Source organism: Bombilactobacillus sp. ESL1187 (genome assembly GCF_058107155.1).
This window is the reverse complement of sequence record NZ_JBYLTZ010000001.1, coordinates 1271936-1290323: the sequence shown is the minus strand read 5'-3', so window position 1 is coordinate 1290323 and position 18388 is coordinate 1271936. Positions and strand designations below refer to the sequence as shown.

Sequence of the window (18388 nt, the reverse complement as noted above, 5' to 3'; positions counted from 1 at the left end):
TAAAACTTTATTATTAATTGTGTAAATTATATGTAAATTTCTGAAAAATTAAGGCTGCTTGTAGTTAAATTAATTATTGATTAAACTAAAACCAATTTCAGTCAATTTATCACTAAGACAATATTGAGACCTAAGTCCAAGGTTGTGAGAGGTTTTTACATGAATTTAGACAAATTGCAATATTTTATTGATCTAGTAAATACTGGCAGTTTTACGAAAACTGGACAAAAAAATCATATTGCACAAACAAGTGTTAGTCAGCAAATTCGTTCATTGGAAAATCATTTCAATGTTCAATTAATTGATCGCAGTGTACAACCAATTGTTCCTACGGCTGCAGGACAGTTGTTCTACTCGAAAGCTGTCTTAATTTGTCAACAGTATCAAAAATTAGAGCAGGACATGGCCGATTTTTGTACTGACAAGCAACGTATTCGCCTAGAATATACTTCACTTATTGATTTAAATTTTTTAATCAAAATCACGCAAACTTTAAAGCAGCAATCACACTTAATTTTGGAATTAGAAAAAGAGCAACTTAAAGACGTGGCTCATAACTTAAATAATGGTCAATACGACTTAGCCATCAGTTTTGATTCAGAATTTCACAATGAGACCTCATTGCAAACCATTACCTTATATCAAGGCAAATACTGTGCACTCATTGATAGCGAGCATCCTTTATATCACTGCCAAGCAATCACTTTGAAACAGTTATATCACTATCCACTCGTCATGCTTGCTCCACAGACAATTGGTAAATCTTATCAACTAATGTTAAAACATGCCCAGCAAGATGGCTTTACACCTCAAATAAAAGCAACAGTACAGGATTTAGAAACAGAACTTTTTTTGATTCAAACACAACATTTGATCGGCTTTTTTCCGGACAACTACCCGCTGCCCAACCAAACTTCCAACTTAAAATTATTGCCTATTAACCAAACCCATCATCATTTTAAAATTGTCTTAGCTTATCGGAAAGATTTTGATCATGCTAAATTAGCACAAATTATTCACCAAGCTCATTCAATCTCAGCAGAGGTTTAACCTCTAACCTAGTTATTTTTTATATTGGCAATTGCTCAAATAATCACATATGATTAAGCTAATTAAAAGTTGAAAGCAAGTATAGTGACGCCGCTTGATATTTAATCCGGTTAGTTACCAAGCTTGTTTCCATTTTATCTAGAAAGGAAAAATTCATGAAAAAGTTAATCTTAACAGGTGTCGATGGTAATTTGGGTAGTCAAGCTGCGCAAGAACTAATCCAATTAGCCAATAAACAACAACTCATCTTTTGTGGTTATGATCCTAACGTGCTCGCCAACTATGCACAGCAAGGAATTGATGTTCGCCAAACTGATTTTAATTCTAAGGCTGGTTTAGTGGAAAAGTTTACTGGCGGTGACGTCCTCGCTTTGATTTCCATGCCTTTTGTGGGTGCTAAACGCCAGCAAGCTCATAAAAATGTCATTGATGCTGCTCAACAAGCCGGTGTAACTAAAATTGTCTATACTTCACTAGTCAATGCCGGCGACCCTAGTAATCCTAGTATCGAAAAAATTGACCATGCTTATACCGAAGACTATTTAAAAAAGAGTGGACTTGATTATCTGTTCTTACGTAATTCACAATATGCTGAAGCTATGATCACCAACTACTTTACCTTTGTTAAACAAGGACAAGATTTAGCCAATAGCCAAGGGGACGGTCAAATGGCCTATATTTCACGTAAAGACTGTGCCAAAGCCGTTGCGTATGCCTTATTAGCTGATAATTTGCACCACCAAATTTTAAACATCAATGGTAAAGATTTACTAACCATCAGCGATTTTATCAATATTGCTAATGACGTCACAGGCAATTCTATTCAATATCACGCCATTAGTGATGAAGAAAATTACCAAATCTTTGATGCCATGGGTGTACCTCGAACCACTGATGGCCAATTTAAAAAAGATTCTGAAGCACCCTTCTCATCTGATGGCATGGTCACTTTTTCCAAGGCCATTCGTGAAGGTAAAATGAATACCTATACCGATGATTTTTACAAATTAACAGGTAGTCAACCGATATCTGTGCGCTACATGTTTGAACACCAAGCAGAATTTCAAATTGGTGAACGCCATTCAAAAGACAATTAGTATTTGAAACTTAAAAATGAGACTAGAACAGAATTAATTGGATGAATAAGTTATTCAAACAGCCAACAATTCAATTCTAGCCTTATTTATTTGGAACATATTCTAAATAAATCTTGGGAAGACACTTCAAATAATTATCAAAAAAATTGGTACCAATATAAATGCGGAACGAAATTTATATCGGTACCAATTTTATTAATTAAGCTCAAAATTAATCCATTCAATAACTAAATCAAAATATTTCTGACCTCTTGCTTTGTTTGAGCATTGACTAAGTTCTCAACACAATGCTGATTTTTCACAACATCAATTAATTCAGTTAGCGCTTTTTCATGTTCATGATTTGTCCCTGGTGATAAAACAAATAAACAATTAATAGCAACTGTTTGGTGTTGAGCACAAATCTCTATTGGTTGATCTAGTACCACCAATGCCAAACCGACTGTTTGACTATGAGAACTGGGTGCTGCATGGGCTAAAAAAACATGATCTGCAATCAACATATACGGTCCGTATTTATTGATCAAATTGGTAATATCAGAAAAATAAAAGCTATTGATAATTTGATCGCGTTCTAATAACTGGCAGCCTAATTGTAATACCGCTTGCCACTGCATATTGCACGAATGATGCAACAGCTTAATATGTTGCACAGGTAAAAGACTAGCTAAAGAAGGTAAAGTATCCGTCAAAGCTAAATCATTAGCTGGTAATATAAATTTATCTAGACTTGAACGTAAACCCATCTCATCTTTTACATCCGCGTATTCTTTAATAATAGTCAGCAGTTGATTCACAGCATTACTATTGTGCTCAATTTTTTGTGGCACTTGCGTGCGTAAATAATTTTCAATTTGACCATAATCATGCTCTGTTAAGATTGCTTTAACAGTTAAAACGGGGACTGGGTAAGAACTTTGCCCTAATGGGGCCGCACTAATAATTAACTTAGCCTGATAATTAGCCTGAAAAATATTGTTTAGATCTGCTATTTTGAGTGGTGGCGAAAATTTAATCAGCGGATAAGCTTGCATTAATTCATGATAAAGCATTACAGAAGTCCCAATACCGCTGGAACACACAACTAACACCTCAGCCAAGGCGGCCAGTTGATATTTATCCGTTTTGTTTACCGACCAGTCTTGGTAAACGACATCACTTTGAGGTCCAAAATATAAACAAATCAATGCTATTTCATTAACAGGCAGTTCCTGTTTTAAATATTGTTCTAACGGGGCACAGGCAATTGTAGTTAATTTGAGTAACTGCGGATAATTTCTTTTGATATCTGCAATTTCATCCGAAACAAATGGAATCCTAAACATTACTCGAAAATAAGTCGCATATAAGTGGTTACACAATACTTCGACAAAATGTCGATCAGAAATCGGATTTCCGGTTAATTGTTTATACCGAAAAATTATTTCCCGGGCAATTTGGGTTAATTTATCATATAATCTGGGACTAACACACCAAACCGCGGTTGCTTGCGCGCACAGCATGATTTTGCTTAAAAAGACTACTTCATTATTAATTACAGTTTCTTGGCAGATAGTTTCCAATAGTTTCTGACAAGCCGGCAAAATCCCGGTAGTATTTTTAGATAACCACGCTTGTCCGGGCTCAGTGGCTAACTTTTTTCCTTGTTGATAACGCCATTTGGTAAACATTAATAAATAAATTAATTGTTGCAACGCATTTTCCGAAAAACTAATTTTTAAAGCTGTCTGACAAATAGTTAATTGTTTCTCAAATTGTGAAAATGAGTAGTTTAATTGCTGAATACACTGAAAAAGTGTGGAATCATTATTTTGTAGTAATTCATAAACAACTAAGCGCACTGCTCGTTCATTACCATGAATTTGGTGACCTTGATGGGTACTGACAATTTCTAATTTTGGAAAACGCGTTCTCAAGACTTTAAAGTCGTTAATGATCGTATTGCGCGAACAAGCAAAGCGCTGTGTTAACTGGTTAATAGACACTCCTTTAGAATCATCCAACAATGTCCAAATAATTAATGTCTGGCGTTGCCTGGAACTAAAGTGAATCCCCCGCTCATCCAACTTAACACTAGGTTGCTGCTTTAAAACTTGCTTGGTATGATCAGTTAATTGGTATCCATAGCGAGGAACATTAACAATTTCTTCAAGGTGTTGGCTTTGCAATTGCTGATTCAAGATTGCCAACCAATTAAAGGCTGTTCTGCGCGAGACATTAAACATTGTCATAATTTCTGTTAAGCTAACGTAACCTGAAGATACCAGCAAATAATTCAATAATTTATGATAACCTGTCGCTGTGGCTGCAACCTCTCCAGTAATCACATCCATCATCCTTTAAAAGTTTTACTTCGATTGTTATTTTCCTAAATCTAATTTAGCAATAATATCATCAATGACGCTATCCACACCGATATTGGTTAATAATGGCAAACCGTTAATTACTGGAATTTTAACAGCATCATTATCATATTGCGTAGTCGTAATTGCTAAATCATAGTCGCTAGCCATGGACTCTACTTGGGCCACAGAAGCTTGACCTAAAGTATAATCATCCTTGGAAATACCACGATTAGCCAATTCTTCTTCTAACTTATTCATGGCTGCCGTACTTGTAACCACGCCAGCACCGCAAGCTACTAAAATTTTCTTCATAATAAAGACACTCCTTCAACTAAATTATTTGGTAGGTGTTTCTGTTTGATCAAGTGCTTTTTCTTCAGCAATGATTTTCGAACGATTCCACCAACACAAACCAACAATAAGAATAATTCCGATGACATAAGCAATGAACTTGAAAGGTGCAATTTGAACAAATAACCATGGAAATGGATTAGAACCATAATCAATACTGGAGATTAATGACGAACCCTTGGGAATAGCAAAGTGCGCCGCCCGAGCACATTTCGTAATCAAGGGGGCTAAATTCGTCCCAATCCATAAACCAATCACGACGTTAATTGCACCAATAATAAAGGACCGGAAGAAATCACCGTGCGTAATCGAAACAATCAACGGGAACATAAAGACAAAGCCAACTAAGCCAATGGTTGGTAAGAACTGATTACCTGGCAAGATAAAAGCAAACAATAACGCTACTGGAATCATTAAAGTCGCACAGGCCAAAACAACCGGACTACCAATGCCCACTGCCGTGTCCATTCCAATATAGATTTTGCGTTTACCGGAAAATTTTTTCTGCGTAAAAGACTGAATCGCATTAGAAACAGGCACGACGCCTTGTAATAATAGCGCTGCCATTTTAGGTGTAATGATCATGACGGCGGAAAGCGTAACCCCCATTAACATAATTTTGCCTAACTTAGTAGCCAGCGTCATGCCCGGAATAAAGCCATAAGCCAAAATACCAATCACCAGTCCAATAATAAAGCCCAATAATGTTGGTTCACCCCAAGAGCCAAACTTTTTGTTAAAGTCTTTCGCATCTAGATGTATCTTATTAATTCCCGGAATTTTATCTAAAATCCAATTAAAAACAATGGCAATTGGAACAAAGGAACCGGCATAACCATGTGGAATAGAAATTCCCGGTAACCCTAAATATTTTTCAGATAACGGAGCGGTACGATCAGCAATGACCATAATGACAATCATATTGACGCTCGCCAAGAACAAGCTCAAAACAATATCTTTAGTTAAAGCGTAAACCAAAGAACCACTAAAAGCAAAATGCCAAAAATCCCAAATATCGACATCAATAGTTGAAGTGGTTTTCGTAACTAACATTATCAAATTGATCGCAATTCCGAGGGGAATCATACTGACTCCGACTGCTGTTCCGTAAGCAATCGCTGAAGCAGATGGCCACCCAACATCAATGACCTGTAAATTTAAATGCATCACGGCAATCATATGTTTAATGGCGGGATTCATGACACTGGTCAAAATCGACACCGTGGCATTTAAGCCAATAAAACCAATACCAACCATTAAGCCACCACGTAAAGCTTTAGTAAAAGGTACCCGCACGCACAAACCAAAAATCAACATAATAATGGGAATCAAAACCGTTGGCCCAAGTCCAACAATATACATAATGAAATTAATTATCGGTTTCATACCTATCTCCTCAATTATTAACTAAAAATTTGCCACAAGCTGTTGAAACAAAAGTTGCTGGTCTTGAATTTGAACTAGTTGTTCTAATAAAACTTGATTTTGAAACAAAGTCATCAGCTTTTGTAACATCTGTACCTGACTATGCGGGTTTTTCAAGGCCAGCATCACCACAATTTGCACATTCAGCAGTTGTTCAGTGACGGCCATATTATGAAACTTGACAGGCCGCCTTAAGGTCGCAAAAGCTAACGCCGGTTGCTTGACGTATTCAACGTCTGTATGTGGGATAGCAACCGCAATTTTACCGCTAGGTAACCCCGTCGGTTGCTTAAACTCTCGGTCTTGAACTGCCTGAGAAAAATTTGGTTGTACTTTGCCAGCTGTTTGCAGTTGTTGTGCCAAATATTGAATGATTTCAGATGAAGTTCTTGCTTCAACTTGCGCAAATACTAACTGAGAACTCAAAAGATTCAACTTTTACTTCCCCCCTTTCTCTTTGAATGCTATTTCTGTTCACGTTTTATTTAACCATTCATAAAAGCGCTTTAATAGTGCAAATCATCCGAAATCTTGGTGCAAGTACTGCACCATCGCGCAAAAAAGCATTATTAGATTATTGTAATCCAATAATGCTTCATTTATTTTGTGGTTAAGCGATTAACTAAAAATGCTTAATTAATAGCAATTTTGACACACAATTTATGATTATGTCCTACTTTGTTAGCAACCATCCCATGAGCAGCATGCAAATCCGACGGATAAAAGATTGCATAATGTCGTTCAGTCAATAAAGCTTTACCATGCGTCTTAGGATGTCTAAAAAATTGAATCTCTTCTTTAGGATCATAAGGACTGACTGGTTTAGCAGTTCCCGCATCACTAAAACGCACCCATTCAGCACCCGTAATCATGTAGTGAATATCAATATGTTCCCGATGGGTTTCGTAGTTCATCGTCTGATAGTCTCGGGTGTCATATTCTTGAAATCGTAATTCGACGCCCGGTGCAATTTGCTTTTTACCCAACGGTTCAGCTAACAATTCCTTGGTTGAACGAGCATCTAGCCAATCTAAAGCTGTTTGAATCCGTTTTTGAACGGTCGTATTAAATTGATGTTGTTTACTTGCTCCAAATTCCATAATTATTCTCTCCTCTATTCTTTTTCTTCGCGTACAAATAAAAGTGCTACTACCGCAACTAACGGAAACGCGGCAATGATTAAATACGAAGTCACATAGCTGCCTGTAACCGCCAAAATTTGGCCTAAGATTACGGGCGCAATAAAAGAACCAACTTGATTAAAGACGTTGATGAAGCCTGAAACCGTCCCACGTTGATCGGCGGGAGCCACTTCCACGGACAGATTATTGGTGATCGTGCTAAACATAAATGCTCCGACACCCATTGCACCCGTCCAAAAGTACAACAAGGCTAAGTTGCCGTGTGGCATTAAAGCAAAACCAATAATTGTGGGTGTGAAAATTGCCATAAAAATTGCTGCCCAAAGATGGCGCGATAGTTTGGAATGATCAGAAATCCATCCCGCTACGACCATTGAAATTACCGAAGTAATCCCAAAGATGGACATGGCGGTACCGGCTTTCACCAAACTAAACTTCAAGCTTTTCACAATAAATAAATTAGCCCAATTAGTCACGCCCCACTTGGCGCCTGTGGCAAATAAGCCGGTCAACGCTAATAACCAAACGCTGCGATTATTAATGGCGTGTTTCAAACGCATCAAAGCTGATTCTTCTTTCACTTGACCAGTTTTAGTTTTCACCTTAAATTGTTGCGGAAATGGTGGCGTCCCTTTTAAAGTAAAGTAGGAAAAAATTAATGCTGCTAACGGAAACAATGCTGTGACTGCTAGAGCTGCCCGCCAACCATAATGAACTAAAACAGTGGGCGCATATAGATTGATGACGGTTAAACCAAACGAGGTGCAAGTATTGAAAATTCCAGTGGCCGTGGCACGTTTCTTACCATCAAACCATTCTGTAATAATGCCTAAACACGCTGATAAATCAGGACCACTAACTAAACCTAAGACAAAACGTAAAATCAGCCCGTCCCAATAACCGCGCATAAAGACCATGGCAAACATAACTACCAAATTGCCAGCCACCGCAGTCAATAACAATTTACGATAACCAAACTTATCAGCCAGCATCCCTCCTGGCAAAACCGTAATTGCATAGCCAATATAAAAGGCCGTAACGTATGAATTACCTTGTTGCACTGTAAAATGTAACGAATCAATCACCGCCGGCATAATTGTTGACCACGATAGCCGCGTAATAAAACTAATTAAAAAAGCGAACCAGATACCTGCTAGAATTAAAATCTGCTTGGCATTCCATTTACCAGTTGCAGACTCAGACATTTTTATTCCTCCTCACTGCCAAGTTTCAAAACAATTTTGCGTACGTGTGTTGGTTCATGAACTAAACCGTTGGTGCGGTGTGGTTCATGCATCCCAATTAAAACTAAATCACCAGCATGTAAAATTATTTTTTGATAATTTGTCGGTGGCTGAACATATTGCAAATCCCGTTGCGCATTATAAGCACCTAATAACCGCACATTGGTATCCGTTGCAATGTCAATCTCTTCAGTACCTTCGACTAAATAATGCAGATCCAAGCGCTGCTGATGAATTTCAAAATCAAAATCAGTAATTTTTTGAGTCGTATATTCCAATGTTTGACAATAAAAGCTCTCCCCTTGTTGGTGGCTTTTTCCTAACGGCGTCTTTGTCAAATCTGTTGCTTGTAAAAACTGAATGGCCCTAGCTAATTTTTGATAGTCGCAGGCTTGATAATCGCTGAGTTTTGTTAATAACACGACAACACTTACCTCCTTTTAATTGAACTAAAGTTAAGCGCTTAACTTATTTAATGTAAAGCAAATTAAGCTACCGGTTTGTCTTAATTCTTTTTAGTTAATCGTTTAATATTAATTAAATTCACTTCTTTGTGCAGCAAGTCAATAAATAGCAACTAATAAATAATTATTAATTATTCTTTTTTTACTAAAACGGTTAACTAGCTTTACACAGAAATTGTAATCGCTTTGGTTTTAAAAAGCAATACTTTATTGTGAAAAAATTATCAATTATTCAGATTCTGCAGAGCACTGCTAATTTCATTTGAAATTAATTACACAAAGTGCTATTTATAATTTAAGGAGGATTTAAGATGAAGAAAAAAACAATTTATATGTTACTTAGTGCTACCGTATTAAGTATTGGCGGCAGCCAATTGCATAAACAACCACTAACAGCCGCCAAACTGACTACAACTGCTAAAACGACAACCCTCTATGCTACCAATGGTCACAAGGTACTAGGAAAATTGTTAGCTGCAGGTAGTCAATGGCAAATCATAACAACCAAGAACATTCACGGACAGAAATTAGCCAAAATTGCTGCAAATTTATGGACGACTAATCCTAATCCTGAACAACCTCAAGTGACAACTGCACAAAATGAACAAACGTCAACTGCCAAAACGCAATCCCAACCAGCTACGAGTGACAGTGAATTTAAAAAAGTCGATTTTCCAGCAAGTATGCAGGGCACTTGGTACGGTTATGATGAAGAATCTGATGCTGTTAAATCCATTACTTTTATGGGCAATAAGATTAGTGTCGATGGTCAGGATAGTTATGCTTACGATGGCAGCGTGCGCCCTGCTGACGACCAAGCAATTTTAAATACGGGCACAAGTTCTTTAAATGCAGAGCAACAAAATCGCATGCAAAATTGGGTCGCTTTATCTACTATCGATCCACAAACCGCAAATTTTGATACTGCACCACTTTCGCCAATTGTTGACTTACGTGGCTGGTACCAAAGTGCTGGTGATGGAACATATTACTACATGATGAATGAAAACATTGATGGCCAGCAAACGCCCGTCTTATTTGCAGCTAGTGGTGCAGGAATGTGGACGGATATGCATTATTATCGTTCTAACCAATTAGCTCAACAACAGCAAGATGAAGGTTTTGCGGATGATCGGGGAAGAGAATAAAAGTTAGATTATTATTTATAGATTATACAGTCAATTATTGTCACTTTTAACAAATCTCTCAATTTTATTAATTATTTTTTGAACATTTTCTTTTCCGTATTCAGACAAAACGTTCACTGGATCATTATTAATATCCAATTCATTGGATAACCTTTTTTTTATAATAGAAATTTCAGATTTTACTAATTCCTTAGGTACATCATGATTTATTTTATGAAGAATGGAATTTACCCTATTGGACCATTTTTTTGTGTGATCTTCATTTTGAAAAAGAACCAATAATTCTTCACAAGATATACCAAATTCCAAATTAATGATTTTAGCCACAAATTCATCTGAATACAAGTCTTCTAATTCAGTTTGTTTGTTATTTTGCTCCCATGCAATTAAATATACCTGACTATTAGATATAACATTTTGATCTATCAATTCTTGGCACTTTTTTTTACCTGCGCTATCATTGTCTAAGATAACAAGTACTTTTACCATAGATTCTTGAAAAAATTCTATCCAATGTTTCAGTTGGTTGGTTCCTTTAACAGGAAACAAAACTGTAGTCCCTAATTTTACTTTATTTTTCAAAAAAAATGACCCTATTCTTTCAATAAAAGTAAGAAAAAAATGTTGGTCACAAGTTCCTTCCACAAGGACAATTTCATTTGCTTCTACTAAATTATCACCTAATTGAACACCTAAAATATTTCTTATCGTTCTTATATTTTTTGCCATATATGCATGATTTTTTTCTACTATTATGTTTCTCTTTTCTATATTACGATCAACAAAAACAGAATTATGTGTAGCCAAAACAAATTGTATTCCTTTGTTCTCTATATTATAAAAATAATTTTTTAATTCATGTATAGCTTCTGGATGTAAGTGTGCTTCTGGCTCATCAATTGCTAATACTAAGTTTCTATTAGAATCGCACAAAAGCATAAGTAAAAATAAACTTTTTATTCCGTCACCATTATTAGTTAATGCAGTATATTGTCCATTACCATATATTGACAAATTTTTAATTTTGCTTAACGGCAATCCTCTGTTTAAAAAATCATTTAAATATATTTTTATACCGTCATTTTTTGAATCCAACATCCATTTTTTAAAGTTATTAAATATTACACTTTCAATTTGTGAAACAGTATTCTTCTCCATCTTTTTCAAAGATTTAACAAAAGATTGATAATTTTTTTGTTTTACTATGTGATTGTGTAATAGACTATCAATTCTTTCGTTAATGATTTCAAATATAATTTTTTCTGTTCTTATCGCAGGTACATAAATATAATCAATTCTTTCGATAATGAATTCTACTACTTTTTTTATTATGTCATCCCAATTAACTTTGTTATGCTTATACACATTTATATAAAATTGATTTTCATAAAAAGATTTATGATATTTACTTTTCTGATAAATTAATTCTAAAACTAAATTGTTAGGAATTTTCTTATTAAATTGATGATAAAAATCCATTTTATCTTTTTTAGAAAACAAAAAAGATAGCCTTATTGTTGTATTAACTTTTTCATTGTCTTTATCACTAAATTGTGTAAAGTCATCCTCATAATTATAATTCGTATTTTTAAATATAGGCTTTCCATCGCTTCGATAGCTTGATCTAGTATCATTTTTGATAATTTTCAAGTCATCCATAGCTATTTTTATGGCTTTTAAAATATTACTTTTTCCTACATTATTTTTTCCAAGTAACGTAGTAACCTGATTTAAATAAATTAAATCTGTCTCTTTAATACTACGAAAATTGTTTATCTGAAAGTATTCAATTCTCATATTTAATAACCTTCATTGTCAGAATTTAAATCAAAAAATGATTATATTTAAAATTTATTTATATAATTAATAAAAAATATTTACCGTAAATTTCCCAACTTAATACCATCTTTATTTTTCCACGTGTCATAACCATTAGCAGAGCGTCCTAAAACAAATCTTGCCGCGGTTGAACAACTAGAAAAAGTCACACTTTGTTGTAAAACAAAATTTTGTAAAAGATTCTTATTAATCAAATCATTTCTATACTGAATAACACTCCGTGGACAAGAAGATCCTGTAAAGTCTCTGATCTTAGAACCTTTCAAAACTTTAAAATTATTATCATGATCAAACAGACCATAAGCTGATACATCTAATCTGTCATTAGATATATAAAGCAAGTCATCTTTATTAAAGTTAGAGTTGTCTTGTATTTGTTGCTCATAAAATGGATCGTATCCAAAAATTGGCAACATTAATTTAATAATGTCAATTATTTGTTCCATAGAATCTTCATCATAATCAGCCAAATTAGATTTAGTGGGTTCAGTTTTGTTTAAAATCAAGTAATGTTTTGCCTCTTGCATCAAATTATAAATTCGATTTTCCAAATATTTGATTTTACTTTTATCTAATGAACTATCAGATACGACAAAAGCAATTGCCTCCTGCCAAACATAACCATCTTTATCTAAAGTATGTTGTGTCAGACGTTTTAAAACATTTTCAGATTCTCCAACATAGACAGATACTTCTTGTTTACTGGTAGCAAATAGAAAATAAACTCCTGGAGACTGAATATTATCCAGATCGGCACTCTCACTCACAAGATCATTGGGAATTTTATAGGCTTCTAAGCTCCAATTTGCTAGTTTTAATTTGGCCCTTCCAGCTTGATTACCATCTTTTAAATATAGTGTTAAGGTTTTACTATTTTTTGACATCATTATTTCTCCCGTTATTTGATTAACTGCTTATAAATCTCAGTCCAATGAACGGGCAAGTAACTATTAACTGTATCAGTGTCTAATATTTCATTATTATCGCCATAATCGGTAAATAGATCCAATTCTTCTGAATAGCCTTGAACAACAGCCAGTGGATCACCATCATTAACAAGAGATTCGAATGTATATTCTGTACGCTGAACCTTATTTTTAGACAAACCTTGCCATTCACTAAATATAATTGGTGTTCCAGCTGATGACATATAATCTAAAGTATTTCCTTGCTCAATGTTGGCTTGAATAATAATTCTGGAGCTTTTAATAATTTCGTTATCAGGAGCTGAATGATAGATTTCCTTCATATGCAAACAATAGTGGTAGTTAAAACACTCAGATAGATTCATTACTATCATTTCCACATTATCTTCTAGTAATTCAATTCCATAAATACTGGCTAATCCTCGCAAACAATTAATACCATATTCTTGGCTATTAGTACTAACTTTCGCAGCTAATTCTAGTTTGCGTCTTAAAATTTCAGCCAAAAATACTCCTTCACCAGCTGCTGGCTCTAAGAAAGTCGTTGTTAAAGATTGGAGTTTTTCCTGAATTTCCGGTTGATCTAGCATATAATCAACAATTCTTTGTGGCGTAAAAACTTCGCCATGATGCTTAACACGCTCTAAAGATTTAATTAACTGTTCATCCATAAATTTATCCTCTATTATTCCATTGCTTGAACCTTTTCTTCAATAAAGTCAATTTCTCGCTCAGATAAACTATATTTTTTATAAAGTTGCTGATCAATTTCAGCAACTGTTTTGGTCCAATCAATATCAGATGCCGAAGTAAAATCTTGTAATGGAACTTCATCCCACGTTGATCTTGGATTATGCTGTGTAGCTTTTTTTATTCCTAACATTGTTCTAGCAAATTTTGTTTTCACATACTTCAATACACATTCAGCTATAAATTGATTTTCAAATGGTCCAACACTAATAAAAGTATCAGTAGCTCCGATGAGCGGAGCTCCGATGAGCGGTGTACTTATCACTTCACCTAAAGCTCCACTACCATTAGCTTCTGGTATCATAACTTTATAAGAATTTAAATATTCATTATTTAAAACATATTCTCTTTTAATATAACGATAAACCCGTTGACCATCTAATCTACCTAAAATTTTATAGTACTGATTCTCATCGTCATTAATTGATTCCAAAAAAACATGAGGTAATTTTTCAAAAACATTGGAAACTATCATATTACCTGATCCTTTCCCCAATGCTTTAACATCATCCGGAAAATCCTTAAATAACCTATCAGCAAAGCGATAGTTACCACGAGATGAAACCAATGAACTAAATTTTTTCTCTGAAACTACTGAATCAACTTTTTTGGCAATATTATTAAGCTCAGCGTATGGGGTAAATATACCTATTTTTCCAAAATTAATATTTTCATCCCGTAAAGTTATAACCACTCCACCTTTTATATCAGTATGAGGAAAAATTTTATAACTGTTTTGCTCATACAGCACAACTTTAAGATGTTCATCATTCAACATCTTATCATTCCATTTCTTAGGGGTTTGACCTGCATCAAACAAAAAGCGTCCTGGAGTTATCAGCGTAACTAGATCTGATAGCTGGTAAGATAGTTCCATAAAATTATGATAAATTGGCTCTGCACGAGTGCTTTCACCATTGGCTTCGGCTTGATACGGTGGATTTCCTATTACAACATCAAATTTCATAATGTTAAATATTCTCCTTATTTTATCAGCTTCTTGTGAAACATTCTTTTTAGAATCTTCAACTATATTAGGTACATAACTAATGTTTAATTCTAAATTACGATAACCACTTAAAGTCCTTTTAGCAATCGCAGCAGCCATTGGCGTTTTAGCAATGACAAAAATGTTTTTTTTCAGTACATCTTTCCAAAGTTTTAATTCATCGTCAAAATCAAATTTACCAGCATGATCATTGTTCAATTTTTGATACTTTAGCCAATAAATAGACATAGCAGCATATAAAGGATATAAACCCGTCTTAGAATTAATTTCTAAAATATGACTTTTCGAATTAAAGATCATATCTGTATATTTTGTTTGGATCCAATGATTAGCTCGAATACCATTAATTGTAGTATATTGATATTCATCATCAAAAAATGACATACCGCCAATCGTCTTACCTAATTGCATGTTAACCACACGCCAAGGAGTCAGAACTGTTTCTTTATCAGGATTTCTAAAAGTATTAAAAATCAAGGCTAATTGTTCGACCCTTTCCATGACATCTAGCTTATCTAAATTCTTAACCCTTTGGCGAATAATTCTTCCAGCTTCGATGAAGACATCAGTATCATAATACTTATTGAATTTTTTAAATAATTCTTTAGAGACACCCTTAGGCATAAATTCTTGCCAAGATTCGTCATCTACCAAATTAGTAAAGTCTTTAATACCAACATCTTGATCTAAATTAATATCCATTCCATATATCATCATTGGAATTCTAATTGAGATAGATCTTAAAATAGAAATCATAGTTTTCTTTTGCTTACGTAAAGATTTCACCTTATCAATTGCGGCTTGCTCTTCAGGGGTTCTTTGTTTTTTAGCTTTCTTTCGTCCACGATTAGCTCGATCATATTCTTCCTTGTCTAAGCCTTGGTTATTAACATCAATCTTGACTTTTTTCTTCTCTGCTTTTGTTACGCCAACAATCGCTTTTAAATCATTAAAATCATTCAAATCGGCATCTTTTAAAAGTAAAAGTTCATCACTATATAAGGAATCATCATCAAAACCAGTTCGAACTGCTTTTTCAGCATAAACACGCTTAACCTTAGCTAACAAAGTATCAACTTGGTACGGTTGCATCCCTTGACCAGTTTCTCCCACTATCGGTAAAAAGTTAATCAAAGCAGCCATCTTAGCTTTTTGATCTGAACTAATGATCTTACCAACACCGGTATTTAATTGCGATGACTCTGCCATAATCGTCAATGCTCGATCTGGTGCAAAATCAAAAATATAACAATTAGTTTTTTTACCAAAGTTGGGATCTGAATAAGGCGTTTGAGCCCTGAATGCTGCCTGTAAATATTGCATAGCACTATTAGTGTTGGACAAGAATAAGACACCAGTCCAAGGTTTAATAGTTACACCCGTTGTTAATTTTCGAACAGTTAAAGTGATGGTTTTCGTTGAAGCAGGATCATCACCAATTGCTTGATTAACTAAATCAACATCATTTTCCGAAGCCATTCCCCCGTTATCACCATGACGAACAACATTGACGATCTGATACTCAAATCCAAATACTGGATGCTTCTTTAATAAATCCTCTAGTGCATTAGCTTCCTTAACTCCTGGTAAAATCCACAAAGTATGCCTTAATCGATCTCTAAATTCTTGTGTAGCAAAGGGGTAGTTAGTACTACTATCAGGAGAAGAAATATTATCTAAAAATTGATGAACCTTTTGTTCATAAACAAACTGACCACTATCATCTACTCTGAAAAATTCTTTAAAATTAAAAGACTGTTGTGTCGAATCAATAAAATTAGCATTGTTAAAGTGATTTTTCATTTCAAAAGTATACATAGATACTTTAGGCAATCCATCATAGGGATTAATAGTATCAGGATTATCTTTTTCCCAATCGGCTTTAGCTTGTTGTTCCATGACGTAATCCCAAGTAAATGTCGTATCTTCATCATATTGGTCCAAAATATTGAATGGCGTTCCAGATAGTTCTAACAATTTAGTATTATTTTGAACAACTAAGTCACTTACTCGTTTAGCTAGATCAGTTTGCGTTCCTTCATGCGCTTCATCAATAATGACTAAATCCCAATTAGTTCGAAAAATATCTTCATTTTTATCCCCCGCAGAACCACCGACTGCTCGGGAACCTCTTAAGTCCTGTAAACTAGCAAAATAGACAAATGACTTATCTTGATTTATCAATTGTTCAATTTGTAACCCCTTGTTTTTTGAACCATAAATATAACCAGCTTGTGGCATTTGCATTTTATTAAAATCATTAAACCATCCGTCATCGACAACGGGTCTATGAGTCATGATCAGAACATGGTGGTAATTCATATCCTTAATCAATTGTAAAGCAGAAATTGTTTTACCAAAACGCATCTTGGCATTCCATAACATCTTAGAGTGTTTTTTAAACGCTTTTTTGGTTTTATTTACAGCTTCTTGTTGTTCAGGACGCAAAACAATTTTGACTGGGGAAATAGTAGAAGTTTCATCATCAATTCTATCTTTGCCATCTTTAACAGCTTGAATGGCTTTCTTAGCAGTTTGTAAATCAGTTTTAAACCACTCTCGACTTTGACCAATTTTAATTTGTTCGACTTTGGATCTTAGTAATACTCGATGTACATCATAATCTCTAAACCAACTATGATCTGATTTTCGATATGCTAACTCCGCCCACTGTAACCGGTAAGGAACGCCAGCAGTTTGCATATAATTTTTAATGCGCCGATCAGCAGTTGCTCTCAAATCTGCACTATTTGGTCTACCGTCAATTTCAAAGCTATCAACTGAAGTATCTCCTATTTTTTCTAATCCCACATAAGCTGGGTAACTATCATCAGCATTATCAGCTGTCTGAACATATACCAACTTTTTTTCAGAAGTTTGGTATAAATTATCTTGCTTTGGTTCAAAAAATTCATCAGCTTGTTGCTCATCCATATAATTATTAACAAACCAAACTAGGATTTGATAAAGTTTATGTAATCCATCTAATCCTTCATCTTTAGTATATTCATTCAAATTATGCGCAGCACTGTTTCCCATTTTTTTCAAATCAAAAAACAATTGTAAAACTGAAGGAGCAATTAATTTTTCTTTATCAATCAACTTAAGACAATCATTAAAAGTACTATAATGGCTAATCTGAAGATAATTAAAATCTAAAACCATTCGTGCCACATTTTCAACTATTTTGCGAATAGATTCTAATTCATTGCTAAATTTTCCTATAGCATAAAGATCCTCACTATCCTTAGCTGTTTGATATAAAGACAATGTATCTGGATCTTTTTGTAAAAAATCAAAATTACTTTTCATTGAAGTTCTCCTTTATCCATCTGAGACTTTATAAAAATATTATTAAACATGGTAATAATCAATTTTTATAAAAGCATCTAACGAATATTGATTATTTTTTTACGTCATATATTCTGTAACTATTGATTAATTTTATTAATTTTTTTGAATTAATTCTTTTAATTATTACTTCAAACATAAAAAACATTTATGACAAAAATACCGTTTTAATAGTTCAACCATAATTTTAATATCATGCATGTTTACTGTATTAATAGTAAAAGTAACAATAATAACTAGATCATAA

General features: G+C 34.2%; 14 protein-coding genes. 3 read left to right on the top strand and 11 right to left on the bottom strand.

Going from position 1 to position 18388, the window contains the following annotated elements; genetic code table 11:
* The first annotated feature begins 159 nt into the window (after positions 1-159).
* Together AC3B5B_RS05970 and AC3B5B_RS05965 are read left to right on the top strand one after the other, a co-directional pair.
* Positions 160-1050 carry a LysR family transcriptional regulator gene (locus AC3B5B_RS05970; RefSeq protein WP_489769614.1) on the top strand — a complete coding sequence of 297 codons (891 nt, stop codon included), beginning with the start codon at positions 160-162 and terminating at the stop codon, positions 1048-1050.
* 155 nt (positions 1051-1205) lie between these two features.
* Positions 1206-2147: an NAD(P)H-binding protein gene (locus tag AC3B5B_RS05965; RefSeq protein ID WP_489769613.1), complete on the top strand. Its 942-nt coding sequence runs from the start codon at positions 1206-1208 to the stop codon at positions 2145-2147.
* A 227-nt stretch (positions 2148-2374) separates the two neighbouring features.
* Here AC3B5B_RS05965 and AC3B5B_RS05960 read toward each other — a convergent pair whose 3' ends face one another.
* The 7 genes from AC3B5B_RS05960 to AC3B5B_RS05930 form a co-directional block, all read right to left on the bottom strand.
* Positions 2375-4474: a BglG family transcription antiterminator gene (locus tag AC3B5B_RS05960; RefSeq protein WP_489769612.1), complete on the bottom strand. Its 2100-nt coding sequence runs from the start codon at positions 4472-4474 to the stop codon at positions 2375-2377.
* Between the two features lie 33 nt (positions 4475-4507).
* The gene (locus AC3B5B_RS05955; RefSeq protein ID WP_489758252.1) at positions 4508-4804 is read right to left on the bottom strand and encodes a PTS sugar transporter subunit IIB; all 297 of its coding nucleotides are present in this window, start codon (positions 4802-4804) and stop codon (positions 4508-4510) included.
* Positions 4805-4828: 24 nt separating this feature from the next.
* On the bottom strand, positions 4829-6229 hold the full coding sequence (locus tag AC3B5B_RS05950; protein WP_489769611.1) for a PTS galactitol transporter subunit IIC: 1401 nt from the start codon (positions 6227-6229) through the stop codon (positions 4829-4831).
* 21 nt (positions 6230-6250) lie between these two features.
* Positions 6251-6703, bottom strand: a complete 453-nt coding sequence (locus tag AC3B5B_RS05945) for a PTS sugar transporter subunit IIA (protein WP_489769610.1) — start codon at positions 6701-6703, stop codon at positions 6251-6253.
* Positions 6704-6900: 197 nt separating this feature from the next.
* Entirely contained in the window at positions 6901-7368 is a 468-nt protein-coding gene (locus AC3B5B_RS05940) for a YhcH/YjgK/YiaL family protein (protein WP_489769609.1), read from the bottom strand.
* Positions 7369-7382: 14 nt separating this feature from the next.
* Positions 7383-8615 (bottom strand): MFS transporter, encoded by a 1233-nt coding sequence (locus AC3B5B_RS05935; protein ID WP_489769608.1) that lies wholly within the window; start codon positions 8613-8615, stop codon positions 7383-7385.
* A gap of 2 nt (positions 8616-8617) precedes the next feature.
* On the bottom strand, positions 8618-9076 hold the full coding sequence (locus AC3B5B_RS05930; RefSeq protein WP_489769607.1) for a NanQ anomerase/TabA/YiaL family protein: 459 nt from the start codon (positions 9074-9076) through the stop codon (positions 8618-8620).
* Between the two features lie 353 nt (positions 9077-9429).
* Between AC3B5B_RS05930 and AC3B5B_RS05925 the strand changes: the two genes are divergently transcribed.
* Positions 9430-10266 carry a hypothetical protein gene (locus tag AC3B5B_RS05925; protein ID WP_489769606.1) on the top strand — a complete coding sequence of 279 codons (837 nt, stop codon included), beginning with the start codon at positions 9430-9432 and terminating at the stop codon, positions 10264-10266.
* Between the two features lie 30 nt (positions 10267-10296).
* Here AC3B5B_RS05925 and AC3B5B_RS05920 read toward each other — a convergent pair whose 3' ends face one another.
* The 4 genes from AC3B5B_RS05920 to AC3B5B_RS05905 form a co-directional block, all read right to left on the bottom strand.
* Positions 10297-12063 carry an ATP-dependent nuclease gene (locus AC3B5B_RS05920; RefSeq protein WP_489769605.1) on the bottom strand — a complete coding sequence of 589 codons (1767 nt, stop codon included), beginning with the start codon at positions 12061-12063 and terminating at the stop codon, positions 10297-10299.
* An 80-nt stretch (positions 12064-12143) separates the two neighbouring features.
* Complete coding sequence (locus tag AC3B5B_RS05915; RefSeq protein ID WP_489769604.1) at positions 12144-12989, bottom strand: GIY-YIG nuclease family protein; 846 nt, start codon at positions 12987-12989, stop codon at positions 12144-12146.
* Positions 12990-13003: 14 nt separating this feature from the next.
* Positions 13004-13702 (bottom strand): DNA methyltransferase family protein, encoded by a 699-nt coding sequence (locus tag AC3B5B_RS05910; protein WP_489769603.1) that lies wholly within the window; start codon positions 13700-13702, stop codon positions 13004-13006.
* 14 nt (positions 13703-13716) lie between these two features.
* The gene (locus AC3B5B_RS05905; protein WP_489769602.1) at positions 13717-18102 is read right to left on the bottom strand and encodes an Eco57I restriction-modification methylase domain-containing protein; all 4386 of its coding nucleotides are present in this window, start codon (positions 18100-18102) and stop codon (positions 13717-13719) included.
* Positions 18103-18388 lie beyond the last annotated feature (286 nt).